We start from the raw sequence: 24,414 nt of genomic DNA, 5'->3' as shown, positions 1-24,414 counted from the left end.
CCGATCACCGTCCGCCGCCGGGCCGAGCGCCGGACCGACCACCGGACCGAGCGCCGGACGGACGGCGGTGCGAACCGGGCGGGCCGGGGAGGCCGGTGCCCCTGCCGACCCGACAACCTGTCATGTCCCTGGCGTTGCGCCGTTTCGACCGTTACGCTCCCGATGTGGAGCTCGACGTGAGACACCTCCGGGTGCTGTGCGCGATTGCCGATACCGGCAGCCTCCGCAAGGCCGCGTTGCAACTCGGCATGACCCAGCCGTCCCTCACCACCCAGCTGCACCGCATCGAACGGGCCGTCGGCGGCACGCTGTTCACCCGGGAACAGACCGGCAGCCGGCCCACCTCGCTCGGCCACTCGGTGCTGTCCCGGGCCAGGCCGGTGATCGCCGAGATGGCCGCGCTGATCGCCGCCGCCCGCCAGGAGGCCCGGGAGACGGCCGGCAGCGAGCGCGCCCGGCGGCTGCGGATCGGCAGCGTCGGCAGCCGGGCGGTGGCCGCGTGGCTGCGCCGGGTGCACGAACGGCTGCCGGAGACCGACACCACCATCCAGATCGACATCTCCGCCAACGCACTGCTCCGGATGATCGCCGCCGACCAACTGGACGTCGCCTTCGTCCACGAGAGCGAGGGGTTCCCGCTGCGGCTGCCCCCGGACGCCGAGCACCGGGTGCTGATGGCCCGTGAGCCGCAGTTCGTCGCGCTCGCCGCCAACCACCCGGCAGCCGCCCGGCCGGTGGTCCGGCTGGCCGAACTCGCCGACGACACCTGGATGGTGGATCCGACGGCGGACCACGAGTACGCGGCGATGCGCCGGGTGTTCCGCGCCGCCGGGCTCAACCCGCGGGTGGTCCAGGTCCGCGACAACACGACCGCCGCCGAGCTGGTCGCCTCCGGCGAGGCCGTCCGCCCCTGCCAGCCGACCTCCGCCCCCGGTCCCGGCAGCGTCGTGCGCCGGCTGTACGGCGACCCGCTGGCCGTCCGGCTGCTGCTGGTCTGGCGGCCCCGTGCGCTCGGCGTGCCGGCCCGCGAAGCCCTGTTCGGGGAGCTGCGGGCCGTCTACCTGGACCTGGCGCAGGCCAGTCCGCCGTACCGGACCTGGCTCGCCGGGCACGGCGAGATCCTCCGCGACCTCCTGGGCGACCGGCCCCCCGAACAGCCGCCCACCGGGCGGGCCGAGGACGGCCCCGCGGCCGGCCGGCCGCGGGAGCCCGCGCCCCAGCCGCGCGAGCCGGCGCCCCCGCGCCGTCCGGCCTCCGCTCAGCCCTCCCGGGCGTGCAGCACCACCCCGACCCCCACGGTCACCGCGCTCACCAGACCGGCCGCCAGGACCCCGGCCCAGCCCGCCGCCGTGCAGGCGAGCACCGCCACCGACGCGACCGGCAGCAGCACCTGAGCCGCGCCGGTCTTGACGTGCCGGGAGTGCAGCAGCCAGACGGTGATCAGGTAGAGCGCGGTCGGCACGGTCACCGTCGCGGTGGCGGCCGTCTCGGAGATGTGCGCCTTGTGCACGGCCGATTCGACCGCCACCTCCAGCCCTGCGCCGATCGCGGCCGCCGCGCCGAACACCAGGTAGTGGCCGTACCCCCAGAGGAAGGCCTGCCGGTTGGAGCGGAGGTGCTCGTGGACCGGCCGGGCGAAGTAGATCCACCAGGCCGAGAAGCAGATCAGCAGGCCGCCGCCGGCGACCGGCAGCAGCCGGCTCAGGCCCTCGTGCTCGTCCACGGCGGACTGCACCGCGATGGTCGCCGCCGCCACCGTCTCGCCGAGCACGATCAGGGTGAACAGGCCGTACCGCTCGGCGATGTGGTGCGGGTGCCAGGTGGTCCGGAGCCGCAGTTCCGCGAGCACCGGCACGGAGAGCTCCGCCACGATGCCGAGCGGGATGAGCACCGCCCGGGCACCGTCCGGCAGCACCAGGACCACGACCCAGGCGATCTGGCAGAGCGTGATCCCGGCGGCGTACCGCAGCGCCACGCCGCGTGCCGGGCCCTCCTCGCCGGCCGCCGCGCGCAGCCACTGGGTCACCATGGCCAGCCGCATCACCACGTACCCGATGACCGAGAGCACCAGGTCCTGGTCGGCGAACATCCGGGGCACGCCGGCCGCCAGGATCAGCACACCGGCGATCTGCACCAGGGTGGTGATCCGGTAGGGGACGTCGTCGCAGTCGTAGGCGGAGGCGAACCAGGTGAAGTTCATCCAGGCCCACCAGATCGCGAAGAAGGCGAAGAGGTAGCCGGTCAGGCCGTCGCCCCAGTGGCCGGCGGCGAGGTCGTGGGCGAGCTCCCGCCCGGCCTGGCCGACCGCGACCACGAAGCAGAGGTCGAAGAAGAGCTCCAGCGGGGTGGCCACCCGGTGCGGCTCGTCCCGGCTGCGCGGGACCATCCGGCGCACCGCGCGCGGGTCGGTGTGGTGCGGGTGGGGTGATGCGGCGGAATCGCTGGTCATCGGCGGTCTCCGGGCTCCGGACGGGCGGGCTGGCAGGTACCCGCCGCATCCTGGCAGCGGCCCGGTCGGCACGCACGCACCGGCGCGGCGCCGTACGGCGGTCGGCGGCACCACCGTACGGCCGGCGTCCCGCCCTGGCGCCCGGCGCGCAGGGCCCGGGACGGCACCGGACGGTCCGATGTGCCGTGTCGTCAGCCAGAGTTGACGCTGCGGTGCGCGAACCGGGTGACAGCACGGCGGGTTTCCGGGCGCGCCAGCGCCGTACGGCACGGCGGCCCCGAACACCCCGCTAGATTCTTCCCCGGTTGGAAGCGGGCGGGTCCGGGCGGACCCACGACACGGGCGGCCTGCGGGCATCGCGGAAGGTCAAGGCCGGTGGCAGGACAGCGGGGGCGGCAGAGCCGTTCCTCCCGTGTCCGCACCACCGGCCTCGTGATCACCGCGCTGCTCGTTAGCGCCTGCCGTGCGGCTCACGACCTCCGCATCGCACGTCGCCTCCGCACCCGCCTCCGCGCCCGTCTCAGCACCCGTCTCGGCGCCCGCGCACTCGTCCGCGCCCGCCGTACGGTCGCACCGGCCCCGGCGGCTACTTCTCCCAGCCGACCTTGGCGTAGTCCAGGCTCGCCAGGCCGAAGGCACCGTAGTTGGCGAGGCCCTTGCGGGTCGCCAGCACGGTCGGCCGCTGGTACAGCTCGACGGTGTGGCCGAGCTCCCAGATCTTGGCGTCCGCCTGGTTGTAGAACTTCGCGGCCTCCACCGGGTCGATGGTGCCGGCCGCCTTCTTCAGCAGCCCGTCGATCTCCTCGGTGCCGAGCTTGGAGTAGTTCCCGAAGACGTTGTCCCCCTGCGGCAGCCGGAAGTTCAGCAGGCTGGTGGAGAGCGGGAACGAGTCGGTGTTGCGCCAGCTGGCGATGTCGAACTTGCCCGGGTTGACGTACTTGGTGAAGAAGTCGTTCGACGGGACCTTGTCCAGCTCCACCTTGACGCCCGCCGCCAGCCACATCGCCTGGGCGGCGGTGGCGAGGTCGAGCTGGGCCTGCGTGGTGGCCTCGTTGACCACCCAGTGCAGGGTCAGCGGCTTGCCGTCCCTGGTGCGCGGCTGGCCGCTGCCGGACTCCTTCCACCCCGCCTCGTCGAGCAGCTTCTTCGCCGCGGGCACGTCGAACCTGGCCCACTCGCCCGAGTTGTCCTGGTAGCCGGTCTGGTTGGGCATGAAGATGTGGTTGCCGAGCGGCTTGAACTCGACCGGGACGCCGTTGTTGGCGATCTTGATCAGCGAGTTGCGGTCCAGCGCCTTGCCGAGCGCCTGGCGGACCTTCAGGTCCTCCAGCGGACCGCCGCCGCCGAAGGAGATGTGCACCTCGTCCCACGGGCTGGCCGACCGGATCACCGTGTCCTTGGCGTCCTTGAGCTGCCCGTACGCGGTGGCGGTACCCGCCGTCGCGGAGTCGATCTCGTTGTTGAGGAAGGACTGGGTGGTCGCCGACTGCGACATCACCCGGAAGGTGATCTTCTCCGCCTTGGGCTTGGCGCCCCACCAGGCCGGGTCCGGGACCAGCGTGATGGTCTGCGCGGTCTTGTCCGCCGTCCCGATCTTCAGCGCGCCGGCCGTGATCGGGATCTTCTCGACCCAGCCCTTGTTGAAGTCGTCCGCGGTGGCGATCCCGGCGGCCGGGATCAGCGGGCGGAAGAGGTTCTGCCAGTCCGCGTACGTGTCCGCGAAGGTCACCTTGACCTCGGCCGGGTCGGCCCCCTGCTCGACCGCGGAGATCAGCTCGTAGCCGGAGGAGTCGGCGATGTTGTAGCCGTCCTTCTTGCCGTTGCTGGCCTCCCAGTCGGCCTTGAAGTCCAGGTAGCTCAGCGGCTTGCCGTCGGACCACTTGGCCTTCGGGTTGAGCTTGTAGGTGACCACCTGCGGGGAGGTCGAGGTGACCTTGGCGTCCACCAGGTAGTCGGGGGAGGGCTTGAACGCGCCGGCCTCGTCGGTCGTGAAGAGGTTCGGCTCCAGGGCCCGCATGATCTCGACCGCGTCACCGTACCGGCCGTCCACCTGGAACGGGTTCCACTGGGTGATCCACTGGTAGAGCGGGAACCGGACCTCACCGCCGTCGCGGACCAGGTCCGCCGCCCTGGCGTTGATGTCGATGGCGCCCTGGGCCGGCGCCCCGCTCCTGACCGCGGTGTCGGCGGAGCCGCCGCCGCCCGAGGTGCACGCCGCGGCGGCGAGGGTGACGGCGAGGGCGAGCACGGCGGCACGGCCGAGTCGGCGGCGTGCGGGCGTGGCGAGAGCGTCCATGAGGGTTCCCCCCGTGATGTCCGGCGAGTGGTGAGAGTTGAGCGTCGCGAGGTGTGGCGAGGCTTGAGCGTGGGCAGCCAAGTCGGTGCCGGCGGAGCGAAGGTAACAGTCGATCAGAACCAGTACCAGGGGGCCTGGTTCACACCTGACCCAACCGAAACACGGCGCAACACCGCCGCAACACCCCGGCCGCCCGCCGGTGCAACACTCTGACCTGCGGTTTCCCGACCACCCCCGGGATCCCGCGCCCCGACCTCCCCCACCCGCCCCCTCACCGGGCCGCTACCGGGCCCACCGACCGAAGGCCACCCACCCGATGCCCACCCGACGCGTCGGCCCCGCCCCCACCCCGGGCAGCCGTTGATGCTCCGCTACCTGACGAAGCGGCTGGCCTACTACGCGGTCCTGCTCGCCGCCGCCGTCTTCCTGGCGTACGCGCTCTCCGCCGCCGCCCTCCAGCCGCGCACCTACTTCGAGGCCAAGGTGCCGCGCCCCGCCGCCGCCTCGGTCGAGCGGCAGCTCACCGACCTGAACCTGAACGACCACACCCCGGTCGTCGAGCGGTTCGGCCGGTGGGCCGGCGACCTGGTGCTCCACGGCGACCTCGGCCGCACCATCCACGACACCCCGGTGATCGACGACTTCCGCCGCCGGGTCTGGGTCTCGCTGCGGCTGCTGCTGATCGGCAGCCTGCTCGGCATGGTGCTCGGCGTCGCCGCCGGGGCCTGGAGCGCGGTCCGCCAGTACCGGATCTCCGACCGGCTGCTCACCCTCGTCTCCTTCGTCCTGCTCTCCACCCCGGTCTTCCTGGTCGCCCTCTTCCTGAAGAACGGCGCCATCGCCGCCAAGGAGGCCGTCGGCCACGAGGTCGTGCCGTTCACCGGCTACGAGACCCCCGGGCTCACCGGCGGGCTCGGCACCCACCTCGCCGACTGGGCGCTGCACCTGCTGCTGCCCACCCTCTCGCTGGCGCTCGGCGGCCTCGCCACCTACAGCCGCTACCAGCGCGGCACGATGCTCGACGTGCTCGGCTCCGACTACCTGCGCACCGCCGAGGCCAAGGGCCTCACCCGCGGCCGCGCCCTGCTCAGGCACGGACTGCGGACCGCGGTGATCCCGATGTCGACGATGTTCGCCTACAGCTTCCTCGGCATCTTCACCGGCGCCGCCTTCACCGAGACCATCTTCGGCTGGCACGGCATGGGCGAATGGTTCATCCAGTCCATCAACCAGCAGGACGTCAACGCGGTCGTCGCGGTCAACCTGTTCGCCGCCGTCGTGGTCCTCGCCTCCGGCTTCCTCGCCGACACCCTGCACGCCGCCCTCGACCCGCGCGTGCGGACCTGACCGGAGGAGAGCCCCGTGACCACCGTGATCGTCGAGCCCGCCGGGCCCGTGGAGCCCGCCCCGGCCGCCGGCGCCACCACCGCAGCCGCTCCCGGGGTGACCGGCCGGGGCCGGCTCGTCCTCGCCCGCCTGCTCGCCGCCCGCTGGGCGGTGGCCGGCGCCGTCGTCGTCGTGCTGCTGTTCGCCCTCGCCTTCGGCGGCCAGCTCCTCACCCCCTGGGACTACGCCGCCCCCGACTACACGGCGCTGCGTCAACCCCCGTCCGCGACTCACTGGTTCGGCACCAACGGGGTCGGCCAGGACGTCTTCGCCCAGACCGTCCGCGGCCTGCAGAAGTCACTCGTCATCGGCCTGCTGGTCGCCCTCTTCTCGACCGTGCTGGCCTCCCTGGTCGGCGCCTGCGCCGGCTACTTCGGCGGCTGGACGGACCGGATCCTGATGTTCCTGGTCGACCTGATGCTGGTCTTCCCGGCGTTCCTGGTCGTCACGATCATCTCGCCGCGCCTCAGGGGCGCCGGCTGGCTCGCCTTCGTCCTGCTGCTCGCCCTGTTCAACTGGATGATCACCGCCCGGGTGGTCCGCTCGATGACCGTCTCCCTGCGCGAGCGGGAGTTCGTCCGCGCCGCCCGGTTCATGGGCGTCCACCCGCTGCGGATCATCACCCGGCACATCCTCCCGAACGTCGCCTCCTTCCTCATCATCGACGCCACCATCGCCGTCGGCGGCGCCGTGATGAGCGAGACGGCGCTCTCCTACTTCGGCTTCGGCGTCAAGGCGCCCGACGTCTCGCTCGGCACCCTGCTCGCCGCCGGCACCAGCGAGGCGCCCGTCTTCCCCTGGCTGTTCTACTTCGCGGCCGGGCTGCTGGTCCTCTTCGTCCTCGCCGTCAACCTGATCGGGGACGGACTGCGCGACGCCCTCGACCCGACCTCCGAGGCCGCCCGGCGCCCCCGTCGCTCCGCCCGCAGGAAGAAGGCCCGCACGTGACCACCACCGTCGAGACCCCGCCGCCCGGCGCGCCCGCACCCCCACCCGCCGACCCGCTGCTGACCGTCCGGGACCTCCACGTCGACTTCACCGGACCGCGCGGCAGCGCCCCCGTCCCCGCCGTCCGCGGCGTCGACCTCACCCTGCGGCGCGGCGAGACCCTCGGCATCGTCGGCGAGTCCGGCTCCGGCAAGTCGGTCACCGCCCTGGCCGTGCTCGGCCTGCTGCCCGGCACCGCCCGCGTCCGGGGCTCGGTCCGACTGGACGGGCGCGAACTCGTCGGCCTGCCCGGGCGCGAGCTCGCCGCCGTCCGCGGCCGGCGGATCGCCATGGTCTTCCAGGACCCGCTCTCCGCCTTCACCCCCGTCTACCGGATCGGCGACCAGATCGTCGAGGCGCTCCGCATCCACCAGCCCCTCGACCGGGCCGCCGCCCGCAAACGGGCCGCCGAACTCCTCGACCTCGTCGGCATCCCCGCACCCGACCGCGCCCTCGACAGCTTCCCGCACGAGTTCTCCGGCGGCATGCGGCAGCGCGCGATGATCGCCATGGCCGTCGCCAACGACCCCGACGTCCTGCTCGCCGACGAACCCACCACCGCCCTCGACGTCACCATCCAGGCCCAGGTCCTCGACGTGCTGCGCACCGCCCGGCGCGAGACCGGCGCCGCGCTCGTCCTGGTCAGCCACGACCTCGGCGTGATCGCCGGGATGGCCGACCGGGTCGCGGTCATGTACGCGGGCCGGGTGGTCGAGACGACCGGCGTCGACGAACTGTTCGCCGCACCCCGGCACCCGTACACGCTCGGGCTGATCGGCGCGGTGCCCCGGCTGGACGGACGCGGCGGGCCGCTGGTGCCGATCCCCGGCGTGCCCGCGCCGATGGCCGAGCTGCCGGCCGGGTGCCCGTTCGCGGCGCGCTGCCCGCTGGCCGAGGACCGCTGCCGGAGCACGGAGCCGCCGCTCGCGGGGACGGGCGGACCGGCCACGGCGGTGGCGGGCCGGACGGCCGGGGCCGCGGACGGGACCGGCGTCGACGGCGTCGACGGGGCCGCCGGGGAGGCGGACGGGCCGGCGCCGGTCGAGGGGCATCTCGCCGCCTGCGTCCGCGCGGGCGAGCTGGCCGAACGGCGGCCCGCGCCCGCCGAGGTCTACCCGGTACCCGCCCTCCCCCCGCCCGCGGCGGACCCCGTCCCGAGGGAGGAGCGCGCCCCGGTCCTCGACGTCACCGGGCTCACCAAGACCTTCCCCCTCCTCAAGGGCACCGTGTTCAAGCGCCGGATCGGCTCGGTGTACGCGGTGGACGGCGTCGACCTGTCGATCCGGGCGGGCGAGACGCTCGGCCTGGTCGGCGAGTCCGGCTCCGGCAAGTCCACCACCCTGTTCGAACTGCTGCGCCTCGCCGCCCCCGAGTCCGGCCGGATCGAGCTGCTCGGCCGGGACGCCGCAGGGCTCTCCCGCGCCGAGGCCCACCGGATGCGGGCCCGGCTGCAGATCGTCTTCCAGGACCCGATGGCCAGCCTCGATCCCCGGATGCCGGTCGGCGACATCGTGGCCGAACCGCTGCGCGCCCAGCGGGCCTCCGGGGGCGAGATCGCCGGCAGGGTCCCCGAGCTGCTCCGGCAGGTGGGCCTCGACCCGGCCCACGCCGTCCGCTACCCGCACCAGTTCTCCGGCGGGCAGCGCCAGCGGATCTCGATCGCCCGTGCGCTGGCCGTCCGGCCGAAGCTGCTGGTGCTCGACGAACCGGTCTCCGCACTCGACGTCTCCATCCAGGCCGGCGTGCTCAACCTGCTCCAGGCCCTCAAGGCGGAGCTGGGCCTCTCCTACCTCTTCGTCTCGCACGACCTCTCGGTCATCCGCCACCTCGCCGACCGGGTCAGCGTCATGTACCTGGGACGGACGGTCGAGGAGGGCGAGGTCTCCGCCGTCTTCGACCGTCCGCGCCACCCCTACACCCGCGCACTGCTGTCCGCCGTCCCGCTGCCGGACCCGGCTGCCGAACGGGCCCGGGCCCGCATCCTGCTCGCCGGCGACCCGCCCTCCCCCACCGCCCGGCGCACCGGCTGCGCGTTCCGCACCCGCTGCCCCGTCTACGCGCGGCTCGGCGGCCCGGCCGCGCGCACCCGCTGCGAGACCGAGGCCCCGCTGCCGACCGGGCCCGCGCCGGACACCGACCACCGGGCGGCGTGCCACTTCCCGGAGGGGTAACGCCTCCGGCGGTTGTGCCGGTCGCCACGGTGCGTGTCCGGCCGGTGGCGATTCGGCGGATCGGACCGACTGCGTGTAATGTCTTCCAGGTCAGCAGGCGCCGCTAGCTCAGTTGGTTAGAGCAGCTGACTCTTAATCAGCGGGTCCGGGGTTCGAGTCCCTGGCGGCGCACCGACAGCCGAAGGGCCCCTCGCGAGAGCGAGGGGCCCTTCGGCGTTCCCCGCACACCCCTGCCCGGCCCGTCCGGGCACCTTCGTTCCCGGTTCCGGCACGCCCGCACCGTCGTGCCGGATAGCTTGGGGGCGCTGCCCCACCGCGCGCGACGCGCGCTCGCACGGCCCCACCGGAGGTGCTGTCGCCATGGCTCCGCCCGACTCCGGACCGCACGGCCGGCGCCCGATGCCCGAGGAACTGGTGCTGCTCTGCACCGATCCGGCCCACGGCCGGATGCCCGTCCCGGCCGCGGCCTTCTACCGGGCGCTCACGGGCGCCTCCCCCGTCGGGGCCTGCGGACCGGACGGGCCCGACCTGCAACTGGCGGGGCTGATCGGCGCGGCCCGACTGGACCGGCGGATCTTCCCCGGCCCGGAGAACACCGAGGTCCGCACGGCCGCACGGCGGCTCGTCAAGGAACTGCCGGTGGCCCGGGCCGTGCGCCGCCTCGTCGACGCGGACAACGCCAGCGGCGGCTGAGGCCGGCGCCGTCCGGACGCCTCGGGCGGGGTCAGCGGGTCTCCAGGATCGCCGAGGCCACGGCGTCCGGACGGTCGAACATCAGCAGGTGCCCGGCCGGGGCGGTGGTCCGGAACTCGGCGCCGAGCAGCGCGGCCAGCTCGCGCTGGACGGCCAGCCACTCCTCGGTCCGGCGGCTGCGGAGGCCGTCGTCGGCGGCGAGCACGGTGACCGGCAGGCCGTCCGGCAGTGGCGTGGTGCGGCGCAGTGCGGCGAGCTCGGCGGCCATGTCCAGGTAGTGGGTGTTCTCCCGGAGCAGCGCGCGCAGTGAGCGGCCGGTCCGGTAGCAGTGCCGGACCAGCGACACGGGGGCGAGGTCCTCACGGCGGACCGTCGAGGCGCGGGCCACCCACCGGCGCGCGGCGGGCCCGAGCAGGTACGGCACCGCGACCGCGGTGGCCGCCCCGGCAGCCGCGCGGGCCGTCAGGTCCCGCAGCTCCGGGGCCGGACGCGGACGCGGGTCCGCCTCGGCGCTGCCGTCCAGCAGCACCAGCCCGGCGGTCCGGTCCGGGTACAGCCGGGCGAAGGTCTCGACGTGGAAGCCGGCGAGCGAGTGACCGGCCACGGTGCACGGCTCCTCCCGGCCCAGCGCCTCCAGCACCGCACGGATCCGGTGGGCCTCACGTGCGGCCGTCGGGAGCGCCCGGGTCGCGGGCTCGGGCGCGCTCAGCCCGTAGCCGGGGCGGTCGAAGCGGACCACCGTCCGGTACGGGGTGAGGAAGGGGACGACCAGGTCCCAGTCGAACCAGCTGCTGCCGAGCCCGCCGGTGAGCAGGCAGAGCGGGCCGTCGCCCTCGACGCGGACGTGCAGGGGGACGCCGTCGACGCGCAGGAAGGCCGCGGTGTCCCCGGCGGCCCGGCGATGCGGGGAGGCGCCCTGCCCGGGGCCGGTCATCCCGGCCCGCTCTCCCGGGACGGGTCCGCGCCCGCCGCCTCGGCGGCCGGGGAGAGGCCGCCCAGCGGCAGGCCCGCGGCGGCGAGCTCGCCGACGCGGGCCCGGACCGGGTCGAGTCCGGTGCTGAGCGCGACCTCCAGGACCCGCGCGGTGCAGGCCACCGCACTGATCAGCAGCAGCGCGGCGGTGAGCCGAGTCTTCCGGCGGCCGGGGTGGGAGCTGGGCACGATTCCACCCTAACCGGCGGCAAACTCCACCCCAACCGGGCGGAAACGGGCAGGCCGGAGCGGGCGCCGCCGCAAGCGGTTCGAGGCACTCGCCGGGACCGTGTATTGTTTTCCACGTCAGCAGGCGCCGCTAGCTCAGTTGGTTAGAGCAGCTGACTCTTAATCAGCGGGTCCGGGGTTCGAGTCCCTGGCGGCGCACCGACATCGGGGAGCCTCTCGCCATCGCGAGGGGCTCTCCGGCTTTTTGCTGCCCATCGACGTCCGATTTGTGTGTGATGTCGGTCTCGCTTGTCCTCCCAGTGGATCCAACCGGCCCGTTGGACGCGTTTTGGGCTGTAAACCGGAAAAGGGACAAAGGTCCCCTATCGCCGACGATCCCGTCCGAGCAGGCCCGCACGGCCTGCCCCGCCCGGACGCCCGCCCGCAGGAAAGGCCGCCGCTTTGTCCCGAGACGCCCAGAGCGGCATCCAGCGCACCGCGAAACAGAACACCGGGCCGGGTACCGGGCGGGGCGGCAGGAAGTCCCGCCGCCCCCGGCGCACCGGCTGGCGCCGGCTGGTGCCCACCTGGCGGATGACGCTGACCGGCTTCGCCGCGGCCCTGGTGCTCGGCGTCGGCCTGTTCGCCCTCGGCATCACCCTGGTGAAGGTGCCGGACGCGCACGCCGCCGCGACCGCGCAGAGCAACACCTGGCTCTACCAGGACGGCTCGGTGATCGCCCGGACCGGCCAGACCAACCGGCAGAACGTCGCCCTCGACAAGGTCTCCCCCGCCGCGCAGCACGCCACCCTGGCCGCCGAGGACCGGAACTTCTACCACGAGGGCGCCGTCAACATACCCGGCCTGGTCCGCGCCGCCGTCAAGACCGCCCAGGGCGAGGGCACCCAGGGCGGCTCCACCATCACCCAGCAGTACGTGAAGAACACGTACCTGAGCCAGAAGCAGTCGATCACCCGCAAGGTGAAGGAACTCTTCATCGCCATCAAGGTGGACGCCACCGAGAGCAAGGACGAGATCCTCTCCAGCTACCTCAACACCTCGTACTACGGGCGCGGCGCGTACGGCATCCAGGCCGCCGCCCAGCAGTACTTCGGCGTCGACGCCGCCGCGCTCGACGCCGCCCAGGGCGCCTACCTGGCCGCCCTGCTGAACGCCCCGAGCGCCTACGACGTCGCCACCGCCACCCCGGCGGGCAGGCAGAACGCCGTGAACCGCTGGAACTACGTGCTGGACGGCATGGTGAAGGAGGGCTGGCTCTCCGCCGAGGAGCGCGCCGCCACCGCCTTCCCCGAGGTCAGGAACCCGCAGTCGCAGCTCGGCCTCTCCGGTCAGGCCGGCTACCTGGTCAACGCCGCGACCGAGTACCTCACCACCAACCAGATCATCACCGAGTCCGAGCTGGCCAAGGGCGGCTACACCATCAAGCTGACCGTCGACCCGGCGCGCCAGCAGGCCCTCCAGGACGCGGTCCAGGTCCAGCTGCACGACACCCTCGACCCGGACAAGCGGAAGAAGGACGCCAACGTCCAGCCCGGCGCCGTCTCGGTCGACCCGAAGTCCGGTGCCGTGGTCGCCCTGTACGGCGGCGTCGACTACACCAGGCACTACATCGACAACGCGACCCGGCGGGACTACCAGGCGGGCTCCACCTTCAAGGCCATCGGCCTGGCCGCGGCGCTGGAGAACGACGCCAGGACCCAGTCCGGCCAGACCGTCACCCCGCGCACCGTCTACGACGGCACCAGCGGCCGCAAGGTCCGCGGCGGGAAGGGCACCCCGTACGCGCCGCCGAACGAGGGCGACAAGAGCTACGGCCAGATCACCCTCCAGCAGGCCACCGACTGGTCGGTGAACTCGGCGTTCGCCCAGCTCGCCCAGGACACCGGGCTGTCGAAGGTCCGGGACACCGCGATCGCGCTCGGCCTGCCCGGCACCACCCCCGGGCTCGACCCGGTGGCGTCCATCCCGCTCGGCACCGCCACCCCGAGCGTGCTCGACCTGGCCGGGGTGTACGCCACGCTGGACAACGACGGCCGGCAGATCACCCCCTGGCTGGTGCAGTCGGTCGACCACGAGGGCGAGGCGCTCCCGCTGCCGGCCCACAAGACCACGCAGGCGGTCAGCGAGCAGACCGCGCGCGAGGTCACCTCGATGCTGGAGGGCGTGGTGAGCGACCAGGGCGGCACCGGCTGGCGCGCCAAGGCGCTCGGCCGCCCCGCCGCGGGCAAGACCGGCACCACCGACGACCAGAAGTCGGTCTGGTTCATCGGCTACACCCCGGAGCTGGTCACCTCGGTGGCGCTGTTCGGGCAGGACCCGGCCACCGGCGCGCAGGTCAGCCTGAGCGGCACCGGCGGGATCGAGGGCGCGGCGGGCGGCCAGTACCCGGCGCAGATCTGGACCACCTACATGAAGAGCGCGCTGAAGGGGCAGCCGGTCGCCGACTTCCCCGCCCCGTCGGGCGCCGAGGACTCCTCCTCGCGCAGCGGTTCCGCGAACTCCCCGAGCTCCTCCGCCTCGCCCTCGGGCGGGCCGGACGGGTCGGCCACGCCGTCCGGCGCACCGTCCTCGCCGGCGACCACCGGCGGCGGCGGGTCGGGGGCCTCGGACGGCTCGGCCACGACGCCGGGCACCGCGCCCACCGGCGGTCCGACCACCGCACCGCAGCCCACGGGCGGCGGCACCGGCGGCGCCGGATCCGGCGGCGCGACCACGGCTCCCAGCCAGCCGGCGACGTCCTCGCCGACCGGCCGGCCGACCAGGACGCCGGCGCCGACCACCGCCCCGACGACGGGTCCGACCACCGCACCGACGCCCAGCCCGCAGCCCACCGGCGGCACCGGCGGGTCGGGATCCGGCGGCAGCGGTGGTACGGGCGGTGCGGGCGGTGCGAACACCGGCGGCGCCACCGGCTCCGGGGCGGACGCGGGCGCGAACGCCCTGGCGGGCGCCGGCGCGGCACAGTAGCGCCGGCCCGGAACAGCCGGGTCCACCGCACGGAGCGGTGGGCCCGTCGCCGCACACGGCCCCCGGCAGGACCGAATAGCGGAATGACCCCTTACCGAAGTGCCGGTACGACTGTCACAATTCGTCGGTGCACAGCTCAAAACACCTGCTCGGCGGTTCCTCCGCCCGGACCCTCGGTCTCACCCTCGCGCTCGTCTCCGCCATCGCCTTCGGCGGCTCCGGCACCGCCGCCAAGCCGCTGATCGCCGCCGGGCTCTCACCGCTGCACGTGGTCTGGCTCCGGGTCACCGGCGCCGCCGTCGTCCTCCTGCCGCTCGCCTACCGCCACCGCGCCGCCGTCCTGCGGCGGCCCGGCCTGCTCATCGGCTTCGGCCTGCTCGCCGTGGCCGGCGTCCAGGCCTGCTACTTCGCCGCGATCTCCCGGATCCCGGTCGGCGTGGCGCTGCTGATCGAGTACCTCGGTCCGCCGCTGCTCATCGGCTACGTGCGGTTCGTCCAGCGACGCCCGATCAGCCGGGGCGCGGCGGTCGGCGCCGGGGTGGCCGTCGCCGGTCTGGCCTGCGTGGTCGAGATCTGGAACGGCCTGAGCTTCGACGCGCTCGGCGTCCTGTTCGCCCTCGGGGCGGCCTGCTGCCAGGTGGGCTACTTCGTGCTGGCCGACGCCGGCAGCCGGGGCGACCGGCCGGTCGACCCGATCGCGGTCAGCGCGTACGGACTGCTGATCGGCGCGATCGTGCTCACCGCCCTCACCCGCCCCTGGGAGGCCGACTGGAGCCTGCTCGGCGGGGACGTGGTGATGAACGGGCGCACCGTTCCCGCGCTGCTCCCGGCCGCGTGGATGGTCCTGATCGCGACCGTGCTCGCGTACCTGACCGGCGTGATCGCCGTGCGGCACCTGTCGCCCCCGATCGCCGGGGTGGTGGCCAACCTGGAGGCGGTCGTCGCCACCGTGCTGGCCTGGGTCCTGCTCGGCGAGCACCTCGGGCTGCCGCAGGTGACCGGCGGTCTGCTGGTGCTGGCCGGCGCCTTCGCCGCCCAGGCGAGCAAGCCCGGTACCGCGCCGGAGACGGCCACGACTGCGGCTCGGGTTGGGACTACGACTGCGGCTGGGACTGGGGCTGCGGCCTCGGTGGGGCGGGAGAACGCTCCGCCGGGAACGGACCGGGTGACGCGAGGTCCGGACGCGGTGCCGGCGGGAGCGACGGCACTCGGCGAGCGGCTGGCCGGGGCGGCGGCCGAGGCCGACGCGACGGCCGACCGGGCCGGGGTCAGCGACCGACCCAGCCGAACCAGTCGAGGTGATTGAGCGGCCACACGACGGCCGACACCGGGCCGACCACGTTGTCCACCGGCACGGCCCCGCCACCGGGGCCGCGCTGGTGGTAGCGCGAGTCCGCCGAGTCACTGCGGTGGTCGCCCTCGACCCAGACGTAGCCCTGGGGCACCGTCACCGGGCCGAAGTCCAGCCCCGCGCAGGAGTCGTCCCCGGGGTGGAGGTAGGGCTCGTCCACCTTCGTGCCGTTGACGGTCAGCGTGGTACCCGCACACTGGACGGTCTGCCCGCCCGTCGCGATGACCCGCTTGACCAGGTAGTTGTCGTCCTTGGGCGGAATCAGCCCGACGAAGCCGAGCGCGGAGCCCAGCGCGTTGGCGACCGGGTTCCCGCCGGTCGGCTGCGGAGGCAGCCAGTCCCCCGGGTCCTTGAACACCACCGGCTGACCGGCCTCGGGCTCCCAGCCGGTCAGCGGGGCCAGCTTGTTCACCCCGACCCGGTCGCCGATCCGCAGCGTGTTCTCCATCGACCCGGAGGGGATGGTGAACACCTGGAACAGGCAGGTCTTGATCAGCAGCGCGACCACCAGGCCGACCGCCGCCATCGCGGGGATCTCGATCCACCACGGACGCTGCCGGCGGGGCTTCGGAGTCCGGCGTCCCTCGGCAGCGCGCCGGGCCCGCCGGGCCTCGGCCCGGCCGCCGGACGGCACGGCGGGGGTCCCGGAGGTTCCGGAGGCTTCCGGGCTGCCGGGGTACCCCGGCGCACCGGGACCACCGCCGGCCCCGGGAGTACCGGGGGCGCCGTACGCACCGCCGCCGGAACCGACGGCCCCGGAGGGAGCGGCCCCGGCGTCGCCGTGCGTACCGGGCAGGTTCACCGCCATCGTCGCTGCTCCACTCTCCGGCTGCGGGGGAACCTGCACGCTACGCCACCCGGGGAGCCTGGCGAAATCGGGCGTTTACCCCCGCCCGACACCGCCGGAGGGGGCCGGGGCACCCGTCCTCCCGGGAACGGACCTCCGGGTGCTCTCCCGGAATCCCCCGCCCGGCCCGCGGGTCGGGCCGGGCCCGGGGTCAGACGGAATCGTTCCCGCCGGTCACGGCATCACTGGCGATGGCCTCGTGGTGGCGGATGACCTCGGCGATGATGAAGGTGAGGAACTTCTCGGCGAACACCGGGTCCAGGTGCGCACCGGCGGCCAGCTCGCGCAGGCGCTTGATCTGGGTGCGCTCGCGCGCCGGGTCGGCCGGCGGCAGCTTGTGCTCGGCCTTGAGCCGCCCGACCCGCTGGGTCGCCTTGAAGCGCTCGGCCAGCATGTGGACCACCGCGGCGTCGATGTTGTCGATGCTCTCGCGCAGGCTGGTCAGCTCGGCCCGCACGGTGTCGTCGATCCCCTCGTGCAGTTCGGCGTCGGGGGTCGTGGGGTGGTCCGTCATCGGGGCGGCTCCGCGGCTCTCTCGCAATGGGCACCCGGTCGTGCACCGGTCGTGCACCGGCCGGGCTCGGGCCCGGGTCAATCTAACAGGGCACCCCGCACGGGCCCGCACCATTTGGCCTATCCGTCCACGATATGGACGGCACCCGGAGTGATCCCCCGGCGGGGCTCCGAGCTGGCGGGGCACGCCCCCTCACCGGCACCGTCACCCGGACGGCCGAGGCGTTTTCGGACGCACGTGCCCGATGCGCTACTTGTGGCAGGCCCCCGACCTGCACGTAGGCTAAGCGCGGCATGACCGGACGTGACGACTCAGCAGTTCCTCATTACTGGAGGTACCGATCGTGGCAACCACCCGCACCGCCCGCACCGCGTGGGAAGGCAACCTGCTCGACGGCAAGGGCCAGGTGACCTTCGCGTCGTCCGGCATCGGCGAGTACCCGGTGTCCTGGCCGGCCCGGGCCGAGGCGGCGAACGGCAAGACCAGCCCGGAGGAGCTCATCGCGGCCGCGCACTCCGCGTGCTTCTCGATGGCCCTCTCGCACGGCCTGGCCGGCGCGGGCAACCCGCCGACCAAGCTCGACACCCAGGCCGACGTCACCTTCCAGCCGGGTACCGGCATCACCGGGATCCACCTCACCGTCGTCGGCGAGGTTCCCGGCCTGGACGCGGACGGCTTCGCGAAGGCCGCCGAGGACGCCAAGGCGAACTGCCCGGTGAGCCAGGCCCTGACCGGCACCACCATCACCCTCACCGCCACGCTGGCGGGCTGACGCTCCGACCTGCGGTCCTCGGGCCCGGCGGGCGCACGCACCGCGCTCGACCGGCGCCCGAGAGCGCACTACCGGAGCACACGCCCCCGGTACACGTCATGTGATGTGTACCGGGGGCGTCCGCATGTATCGCCGCACTTGCCCCCAAAGCCGACGAATCACCCTGGCGGCGGTCACCGCGCGTTGCCGACGCGTCCTATGATCGGCCGCAGCGCCCTGTTCCTCACGGTTCCTCACGCGGGCTTCCGCACGGCCGCTCCACCCCGAGCGTTCCGCACCGGACCCCGGCCCCGAGGGCCCCGGAAGAGTGCGGAGTCGGCCGCCGCCAGTCGGGTGACCGGCCGGACCAGCGTCAAGCGTCAAGCTGCAGCAGCGGACGGGAGCATGCCGTGCCGGGCCAGAACGAGGGGGCCGACGCACACTACCCGGGCGTGCGGCACGAGGAGCCACGGCACCGACACCCTCTCCCCCCGCCACCCGGCGTCCGCCCGGCCAACGGCGTCGCGCTCAACGGCACCGCACTCGACGGCGAAGCCCCCAACGGGGCCGCCCACGCCGTTCTGACCGACCCCCGCGCCCCCGCCGCCGACGGCGGCCCCCACCGCTGCCCGACCTGTTCGGCACCGCTCGGCGACGGGGCCCACCGGCCGGCCGAGGACGGGGCCGCCGAAGCGTCACCCCTGGAGGCGGAACGGCTCTCGGCCGCGCTCCGGGCGAGCGAGTCCCGCTTCCGGGCCGCCTTCTGCGACGCCGGCATCGGCATGGCACTGATCGACCCCGAGGACCGGATCATCGAGGTCAACCCCGCCTTCGCCGCCCTGACCGGCCGCACGGTCGGCGAGCTGGCCCGGACCCACATCCACGAGATCCTCGACCCCGAGGGCATGCCGCACCGCCTGTTCCCCGCCCTCGTCCACGGCGAGCGCGACCGGCTCCGGGTGGAGAAGCAGCTCAAGCACCGTGAGGGACGCACGGTCTGGAGCAAGGTGACCATCTCCCTCATCCGGGACGGCGCGGGCAGCCCCCTCTACACGCTCGCCCTGGTCGAGGACATCACCGAACAGCGGAGGCTCGGCGACCGCCTGGAGTACCAGGCCCTGCACGACCCGCTGACCCGGCTGCCCAACCGGACCTTCTTCTTCGAGCGCCTCGACGCCGCCTGCCTCACCCCCGACCGGACGACCGCCCGCCCGGCCGGGTCGGCCACGGGGTCGACCGCCGGGTCACCGGCCCGGACCGTCACCGGGACGGGGACGGCCTGGGTGGGCCCGGCGGGCCCGGCGGCCGGCTCGGCGACGACGGACGAACGCCGGGTCGGCGTCTGCTACCTGGACCTCGACGGATTCGCCGCGATCAACGAGACCCTCGGCCACCACATCGGCGACCAGCTGCTGATCGCCGTCGCGACCCGCCTGCGGCGCGGCTTCTCCGCACGCGAGACCCAGCTGGTGGCCCGGATGGGCGGCGACGAGTTCGCCGTCCTGGTGACCGACAGCAAGGGCAGCCACCAGCTGACCGACCTGGCCGCCCGGATCCTCGAAGCCCTGGAACGCCCCTTCGACGTGGCCGGCCACCGGCTGGCGGTGACCGCCAGCGTCGGCGTCGTCGAACGGTCCGTCCACGAGACCACCCCCACCGACCTGGTCAAGGACGCTGACTCCACGCTCTACTGGTCCAAGGCCGACGGCCGGGCCCGCTGGACCCTCTACGACCCCGACCGGGGCGCCCACCAGCTGACCCGCCAACTGCTCTCCACCGCACTGCGCCCGGCGCTGGAGCGCGGCGAGTTCACCATCGAGTACCAGCCACTGGTCGGCCTGGCCGACGGCACGGTGCACGGGGCCGAGGCCCTGGTGCGCTGGCGCCACCCCCGCTACGGGACGCTCTCGCCGGACCGTTTCATCCCGCTCGCCGAGGAGTCCGGCGCCATCGTGCCGCTCGGCAAGTGGGTCCTGGAGGAGTCCTGCCGCCAGGCCCGGCGCTGGCTCACCGAGTTCCCCGAGACCGAGACCTTCGTGAGCGTGAACCTGGCCGCCCGCCAGATCTGGGACTCCGACGTGGTCGCCGACGTCGCCCAGGCGCTCGAGAGCACCGGCCTGCCGGCCCGGCTGCTGCAGCTGGAGATCACCGAGAGCGCGCTGCTCGGCCCCGGCGGACGCCCGCTGCAGGCGCTCCAGGCACTCGCCGACATGGGCGTCCGGATCGCGATCGACGACTTCGGGACCGGCTACTCGAACCTGGCCTACCTCTCCCGCCTGCCGGTGCACGTACTGAAGCTGGACGGCACCTTCATCGAGGGGTTCCGCGACCCGGCCCCGACGGGCGCCCGCACCGGGCTCGCCGGCCGGGACGCGCGCCGGAGCGACGCCGACGAGCAGATCGTCGGCGCGATGGTGCAGCTGGCCCACACCCTCGGCCTGACCGTCACCGCCGAGGGCATCGAGAGCGCGGCCCAGGCCGAACGGCTCCGGCTGACCGGCTGCGACACCGCCCAGGGGTGGTACTTCGCCCGCCCCGGCGACGCGGAACTCGTCGCGGCGATACTCCGTGACGGTCGCGACGGCCGCGACGCCCAGGGAGGACCGGTCGGCCCGGGCGGTGCGGTCGGCCCCGTCGAGTAGGAGGCCCGAGGACGGCCGTCCTGCCGGCGGCCGCCCCCGAGGGGGTTCTCAGGCGTCGGCGGACTTCGGCCCGGTCAGGCCGTACGCCTCGGCGATCAGCCCGTAGGAGCGGTACCGCGCCTCGTGGCCGTGGATGTGCGAGGTGACCATCAGCTCGTCCACCCCGGTCCGCTTGCGGAGCGCCTCCAGGCCGTCGGCCACCTCGCCCGGCGAACCCAGGACGACGTTGCCCAGCCATTCGTCGATGAAGTCCGCCTCCACCGGGCTGTACGGGTAGGACTCCGCCTCCTCGGGCGTGGGGATCGGGCCCGGGTTGCCCCGGCGCAGCCGGAGCATGCCGAGCGCCGCGGACCGGGCGAGCCGGCGGGCGGTGGCCTCGTCGTCCGCCGCGACCGCGCTCACCCCGATCAGCGCGTACGGCTCGTCGAGGACCGCCGAGGGGCGGAACGCGGCGCGGTAGAGGTCGAGGGCCGGGACGGTGTTCACGCTGCTGAAGTGGTGCGCGAACGCGAACGGCAGGCCGAGGCTGCCGGCCAGCTGGGCGCTGAAGCCCGAGGAACCGAGCAGCCAGACCGGCGGCCGTCCCTCCCCCTTGGGCACGGCGGTCAGCCGCGCGTACGCGTGGTCGGGCGGGAAGGTGCCGTCCAGGAAGTGGGTCAGCTCGGCGAGCTGCCGGGGGAAGTCGTCGGCGCCCTCCGCCAGGCCGCGGCGCAGCGCGCGGGCGGTGGCGGGGTCGGTGCCGGGGGCGCGCCCGAGGCCGAGGTCGATCCGCCCGGGGTGCAGGGCCTCCAGCAGGCCGAACTGCTCGGCGATCGCCAGCGGGGCGTGGTTGGGCAGCATGACCCCGCCCGAGCCGAGCCGCAGGGTGCTGGTGTGGGCGCCGAGGTGGGCCAGCAGGACCGCGGGCGTGGAGCTGGCGACACCGGGCATGCCGTGGTGCTCGGCCACCCAGAAGCGGTGGTAGCCCCACTCCTCGGCGCTGCGGGCCAGGGTGGTGGTCGCGGACAGGGCCTGCGCGGGCGTGTAGCCGACGCCGACGGTGGCCAGGTCGAGGATCGACAGCGGCGCCGGCGCCGTGCCCCGGGCCGTACCGCGGACCACCTCGTCGACGCGTGGGTCCGTCCGGTGGTCCCGCTGGTTCTCGTGCCGGTCCTCGGTGGTCATGCCGTCCGTCCTCCTGGCCGTGGTCGCTGCCGTGCGCCGGTGGTGTCCACCGGTGTCGCTCACCGGTCTCGGCGGTCAGTGCCGTCGCCGGTGCCGAGGATGGTCAACCACGCGGCGGGGTCCGCTGTTCCCCGCCCGGTCCCGGCCCCGCCTGCGCCGCATCCGGGGACCCGCGCCGGACCGGCGGGCGCGCGGCTGACGCTCCGCCAGCAGCCGAACACCCGTGGCGACTTCACGCCAGCGCGGGAAGTCGCCAGCCCCAGGGCTCGCGGTCGGCGGTCGGCGTCCGGCAGGCTATGGGCCAGGAGCGGATCACCCAACCGGATCCGCACTCACCAGCAAGATCGTCGGGCTGGACCAGCGCCGATCGATCCCCGCGAGCCCCCGGAGCGGCACCCCGCTCCGGGGGCTCGCGCCATGGTGGGCCCTGTGACCCGCAGCACGCCGGGGTGCTTCATGGCATGAAAAGTCGAGGCGCTAGCGTTGTCCTCTGCAGCCACCTGCTCCCCCGGGCGGTCTGGAGGGAGATTTCGGATATGGACATCGCGACGCTGGTCGGATCCTCGTGGATCTGCGCCCTGGCGCTCTGCGCCGTCCTCGGCGACGCGTTCCTCCCCTTCATCCCCAGCGGGACACTCGTCATCCTGGCCGTGCTCAAGACGGCACAGATAGACGGCGCGCCGCTGATGCTCGGGCTCGGGGTGGCGATGGCCTCCTTCCTCGGCGACCTCCTGCTGCTCCGGGTCGCCCGGAGCGGGGCACCCATGGTCCGGCGGCGCCTCGAACACCGGCCGCAGCTGGCCGCCAGCGTGGAACGGGTCCAGCAGGCACTGGACGGGCGGACCACCCGGGCCGCCGCCGCGATGGTGGTGATCGCCCGGTTCGTACCGGCCGGGCGGACCGTGCTCGACCTGGCCATCGGCCACTCTCCCGCGCACCCTCACCGGTTCCTCCGGTGGTCGGCGCTGGCCGCCATGATCTGGGCGACCTACATCGTGACCCTGGGCTGGCTCAACAGCCACTGGTTCGACACCGCCTGGCTGAGCCTCGCGGTCTCCTGCACGGCGGCCACCGCGATCAGCACGGCCATCGCACGGGTCGTGCGGCGCAACCGCCGCCTCTCCCTCGGCTGACGCCCCGGCACCGCGACGCCGCGACCACCGCCGGGCACCGGCACCGAGCCCCGAGTACCGGGCATCGAGTGCCACGCATCGGGCATCGACGCGACCAATCCGTCGAAACGGGCGAATCGTCACAGGACGGCAACAGACGACACCTGCGCGCATCCCGCACACCTGTGCCATGCGTGTTCAGTGTCGACGGACCCCGGCACCTTGGGTGCCCCCGCGTCCGTATGCCATGCTGAAGACGAAAATCGATCAATTGTCCGATTTGGCCGGAGCGGCCACGGCCACGGCCGCGACCCCCGGCCCGGGGCACCAGGGGAGACCATGAGCATCATCTCTCGCAGGACCGTGCTCGCAGCCGGCGCCGCCACCGCGGCCCTCGGTGCGGTGACCGCCTGTTCCGGCAGCGGGTCGGGCTCGGGCTCGACGTCCGGCCCGACATCGGGCTCCGCCCCGGCCCCCACCGGGAGCAGCGGAAGCAACGGACCGACGAGCGGCGCCCCCACCACGAACGGCCCCAAGGGCACCCCGATCGGGGACGGCTCCACCTCCGACACCGGCCCGCAGCCGAACCAGCCGAAGGCGGAGAAGCTCAAGCCCGGCGAGCGCCCGCCGCAGTTCGTGGTCCTCTCCTGGGACGGCGCCGGCGCGACCGAGGACGGCCAGTTCCCCCGCTTCCTCAAGCTCGCCGAGGAGCACAAGGCCTCGATGACCTTCTTCCTCTCCGGCATCTACACCCTGCCGAAGGGCAAGGCGAACCAGTACCAGCCGCCGAAGCACTCGGTCGGCGCCTCCGACATCCCGTACCTCTCGGACGCCGGGGTGAAGAACACGATCAAGATCATCAGCCAGGCCTGGCTGGCCGGTCACGAGATAGGCACCCACTTCAACGGCCACTTCTGCGCGAGCCGCTCGGACGGCAACGGCGTCAACAAGTGGACCCCCGAGGACTGGGAGAGCGAGATATCCCAGGCCGTCGGCTTCGTGACCCAGTGGCGGACCAACACCGGCTTCACCGACGTCGACCCGCTCCCCTTCGACTACCGCAAGGAGCTCATCGGCGGCCGCACCCCGTGCCTGGAGGGGCAGAAGGCCCTGCTGCCGACCGCCGCCAAGCTGGGGTGGAAGTACGACGCCAGCTCCCCCGGCGGCCAGCAGATCTGGCCGCAGAAGGTGCAGGACGGCAAGGTCTGGGACTTCCCGCTGCAGAGCATCCCGTTCCCCGGGCACTCGTTCCAGGTGCTCTCCATGGACTACAACATCCTGGCCAACCAGTCGGCCGGCAGCACCAAGGGCGACCCGGCGAAGTACGACGAGTGGCGCGCGCAGGCCCGCGACTCCTACGTCGCGGGGTTCGACCGCGCCTACAACGGCAACCGCGCGCCGTTCTTCATCGGCAACCACTTCGAGCAGTGGAACGGCGGGATCTACATGGACGCCGTGGAGCAGACGATCAAGGCCGTGGCGGGCAGGCCCGAGGTCCGGCTGGTCTCCTTCAAGCAGCTGGTCGAGTGGTTGGAGGCGCAGGACCAGTCCACCCTCCGCAAGCTCCGCACCCTCGGTGTCGGCCAGGCGCCGGCCGGCGGCTGGGAGTCCTTCCTCGGCACGGCCGGCTGACGTCCCGCTGCGGCGCCCCCCTTCTTCCGACGGACGGGCGAGCGGGACCGGGGACAGACACCCGGTCCGGCCCGGGCAGCACCGAGCGGAGCCGGCCCGGACAGGGCCGGGCCGGTGTGGGGCAGAGCCGGGCCGGGCCCGGGCTAGCCGCAATGCCGTGTAGATAGAGCCGTGGGTGGCCGCGTCAAGTCGCCTGAAATGGGACGGAGCTCCTGCTAGAACCGTGTCGACCAAGATCACTGTTCGGTAGGAGCTCCGTTGGGTGCCCAGTCTGTCATCTCTCGTGAGGTT

At 73.7% G+C, this 24,414-nt stretch carries 17 protein-coding genes, 2 tRNA genes and 1 pseudogene; 13 read left to right on the top strand and 7 right to left on the bottom strand.

The genetic code is table 11. From position 1 onward, the window contains the following. Positions 1-122: 122 nt before the first annotated feature. Positions 123-995 (top strand): annotated as a pseudogene (locus PUR56_RS28455) (LysR family transcriptional regulator); the annotation flags it as partial. 263 nt (positions 996-1,258) lie between these two features. On the opposite strand, the gene PUR56_RS28450 reads toward PUR56_RS28455, so the two are convergent. Continuing rightward, complete coding sequence (locus PUR56_RS28450; protein ID WP_329951036.1) at positions 1,259-2,449, bottom strand: low temperature requirement protein A; 1,191 nt, start codon at positions 2,447-2,449, stop codon at positions 1,259-1,261. Between the two features lie 586 nt (positions 2,450-3,035). Continuing rightward, on the bottom strand, positions 3,036-4,745 hold the full coding sequence (locus tag PUR56_RS28445; RefSeq protein WP_329951035.1) for an ABC transporter family substrate-binding protein: 1,710 nt from the start codon (positions 4,743-4,745) through the stop codon (positions 3,036-3,038). 363 nt (positions 4,746-5,108) lie between these two features. On the opposite strand from PUR56_RS28445, the gene PUR56_RS28440 reads away from it, so the two are divergent. The 5 genes from PUR56_RS28440 (at position 5,109) to PUR56_RS28420 (ending at position 9,982) form a co-directional block, all read left to right on the top strand. Next, a complete protein-coding gene (locus tag PUR56_RS28440) occupies positions 5,109-6,092 on the top strand; it encodes an ABC transporter permease (protein ID WP_329883690.1) in 984 nt (327 codons plus the stop codon). A 24-nt stretch (positions 6,093-6,116) separates the two neighbouring features. Further along, positions 6,117-7,079, top strand: coding sequence for an ABC transporter permease (locus PUR56_RS28435; RefSeq protein WP_380357788.1), 963 nt, complete (start codon positions 6,117-6,119; stop codon positions 7,077-7,079). After that, positions 7,076-9,289 carry an ABC transporter ATP-binding protein gene (locus PUR56_RS28430; RefSeq protein ID WP_329951034.1) on the top strand — a complete coding sequence of 738 codons (2,214 nt, stop codon included), beginning with the start codon at positions 7,076-7,078 and terminating at the stop codon, positions 9,287-9,289. The genes PUR56_RS28435 and PUR56_RS28430 overlap by 4 nt, the downstream gene beginning before the upstream one ends. Positions 9,290-9,386: 97 nt before the next feature. Further along, positions 9,387-9,460, top strand: a tRNA-Lys gene (locus tag PUR56_RS28425). Between the two features lie 189 nt (positions 9,461-9,649). Beyond that, complete coding sequence (locus PUR56_RS28420; protein ID WP_329951033.1) at positions 9,650-9,982, top strand: hypothetical protein; 333 nt, start codon at positions 9,650-9,652, stop codon at positions 9,980-9,982. Between the two features lie 31 nt (positions 9,983-10,013). On the opposite strand, the gene PUR56_RS28415 is transcribed toward PUR56_RS28420, so the two are convergent. Further along, positions 10,014-10,916 carry an alpha/beta fold hydrolase gene (locus PUR56_RS28415; protein WP_329951032.1) on the bottom strand — a complete coding sequence of 301 codons (903 nt, stop codon included), beginning with the start codon at positions 10,914-10,916 and terminating at the stop codon, positions 10,014-10,016. Next, positions 10,913-11,143: a hypothetical protein gene (locus tag PUR56_RS28410; protein ID WP_329951031.1), complete on the bottom strand. Its 231-nt coding sequence runs from the start codon at positions 11,141-11,143 to the stop codon at positions 10,913-10,915. The genes PUR56_RS28415 and PUR56_RS28410 overlap by 4 nt, the downstream gene beginning before the upstream one ends. A 124-nt stretch (positions 11,144-11,267) precedes the next feature. Between PUR56_RS28410 and PUR56_RS28405 the strand changes: the two genes are divergently transcribed. The 3 genes from PUR56_RS28405 to PUR56_RS28395 all read left to right on the top strand — a co-directional run bounded on the left by PUR56_RS28405 (position 11,268) and on the right by PUR56_RS28395 (position 15,416). Then, positions 11,268-11,341: transfer RNA gene (locus tag PUR56_RS28405), tRNA-Lys, on the top strand. Between the two features lie 243 nt (positions 11,342-11,584). Next, entirely contained in the window at positions 11,585-14,110 is a 2,526-nt protein-coding gene (locus tag PUR56_RS28400) for a transglycosylase domain-containing protein (RefSeq protein ID WP_329951030.1), read from the top strand. 127 nt (positions 14,111-14,237) lie between these two features. Then, positions 14,238-15,416 (top strand): EamA family transporter, encoded by a 1,179-nt coding sequence (locus PUR56_RS28395; protein WP_329951029.1) that lies wholly within the window; start codon positions 14,238-14,240, stop codon positions 15,414-15,416. On the opposite strand, the gene lepB is transcribed toward PUR56_RS28395, so the two are convergent. Both lepB and PUR56_RS28385 read right to left on the bottom strand, forming a co-directional pair. Then, complete coding sequence (gene lepB / locus PUR56_RS28390) at positions 15,379-16,269, bottom strand: signal peptidase I (protein ID WP_329951028.1); 891 nt, start codon at positions 16,267-16,269, stop codon at positions 15,379-15,381. The two genes, PUR56_RS28395 and lepB, sit on opposite strands and share 38 nt — an antisense overlap. 190 nt (positions 16,270-16,459) lie before the next feature. Continuing rightward, positions 16,460-16,822, bottom strand: a complete 363-nt coding sequence (locus PUR56_RS28385) for a chorismate mutase (RefSeq protein ID WP_329951027.1) — start codon at positions 16,820-16,822, stop codon at positions 16,460-16,462. Positions 16,823-17,165: 343 nt separating this feature from the next. On the opposite strand from PUR56_RS28385, the gene PUR56_RS28380 reads away from it, so the two are divergent. Both PUR56_RS28380 and PUR56_RS28375 read left to right on the top strand, forming a co-directional pair. Next, positions 17,166-17,594, top strand: coding sequence for an OsmC family protein (locus PUR56_RS28380; RefSeq protein WP_329883681.1), 429 nt, complete (start codon positions 17,166-17,168; stop codon positions 17,592-17,594). 389 nt (positions 17,595-17,983) lie between these two features. Next, the gene (locus tag PUR56_RS28375) at positions 17,984-20,215 is read left to right on the top strand and encodes a putative bifunctional diguanylate cyclase/phosphodiesterase (protein ID WP_329951026.1); all 2,232 of its coding nucleotides are present in this window, start codon (positions 17,984-17,986) and stop codon (positions 20,213-20,215) included. 48 nt (positions 20,216-20,263) lie between these two features. Here PUR56_RS28375 and PUR56_RS28370 read toward each other — a convergent pair whose 3' ends face one another. Further along, entirely contained in the window at positions 20,264-21,379 is a 1,116-nt protein-coding gene (locus PUR56_RS28370; protein ID WP_329883679.1) for an LLM class flavin-dependent oxidoreductase, read from the bottom strand. 536 nt (positions 21,380-21,915) lie between these two features. Here PUR56_RS28370 and PUR56_RS28365 point away from each other — a divergent pair. Next, positions 21,916-22,512, top strand: coding sequence for a DedA family protein (locus PUR56_RS28365; RefSeq protein WP_329883678.1), 597 nt, complete (start codon positions 21,916-21,918; stop codon positions 22,510-22,512). Between the two features lie 318 nt (positions 22,513-22,830). Next, positions 22,831-24,123, top strand: a complete 1,293-nt coding sequence (locus PUR56_RS28360; RefSeq protein ID WP_329951025.1) for a hypothetical protein — start codon at positions 22,831-22,833, stop codon at positions 24,121-24,123. Positions 24,124-24,414 lie beyond the last annotated feature (291 nt).

Source organism: Streptomyces sp. BE303, from assembly GCF_036290945.1.
In the GTDB taxonomy this organism is placed as follows: domain Bacteria; phylum Actinomycetota; class Actinomycetes; order Streptomycetales; family Streptomycetaceae; genus Kitasatospora.
This window is presented reverse-complemented; position numbering and strand designations above follow the sequence as displayed.

Bases quoted from the DNA above. Each gene is read 5' to 3' on its own strand.
- PUR56_RS28385 (WP_329951027.1), bottom strand. From the start codon at position 16,822: ATGACGGACCACCCCACGACCCCCGACGCCGAACTGCACGAGGGGATC.
- PUR56_RS28365 (WP_329883678.1), top strand. From the start codon at position 21,916: ATGGACATCGCGACGCTGGTCGGATCCTCGTGGATCTGCGCCCTGGCG.
- PUR56_RS28445 (WP_329951035.1), bottom strand. From the start codon at position 4,745: ATGGACGCTCTCGCCACGCCCGCACGCCGCCGACTCGGCCGTGCCGCC.
- PUR56_RS28440 (WP_329883690.1), top strand. From the start codon at position 5,109: ATGCTCCGCTACCTGACGAAGCGGCTGGCCTACTACGCGGTCCTGCTC.
- PUR56_RS28450 (WP_329951036.1), bottom strand. From the start codon at position 2,449: ATGACCAGCGATTCCGCCGCATCACCCCACCCGCACCACACCGACCCG.
- lepB (WP_329951028.1), bottom strand. From the start codon at position 16,269: ATGGCGGTGAACCTGCCCGGTACGCACGGCGACGCCGGGGCCGCTCCC.
- PUR56_RS28360 (WP_329951025.1), top strand. From the start codon at position 22,831: ATGAGCATCATCTCTCGCAGGACCGTGCTCGCAGCCGGCGCCGCCACC.
- PUR56_RS28420 (WP_329951033.1), top strand. From the start codon at position 9,650: ATGGCTCCGCCCGACTCCGGACCGCACGGCCGGCGCCCGATGCCCGAG.
- PUR56_RS28415 (WP_329951032.1), bottom strand. From the start codon at position 10,916: ATGACCGGCCCCGGGCAGGGCGCCTCCCCGCATCGCCGGGCCGCCGGG.
- PUR56_RS28370 (WP_329883679.1), bottom strand. From the start codon at position 21,379: ATGACCACCGAGGACCGGCACGAGAACCAGCGGGACCACCGGACGGAC.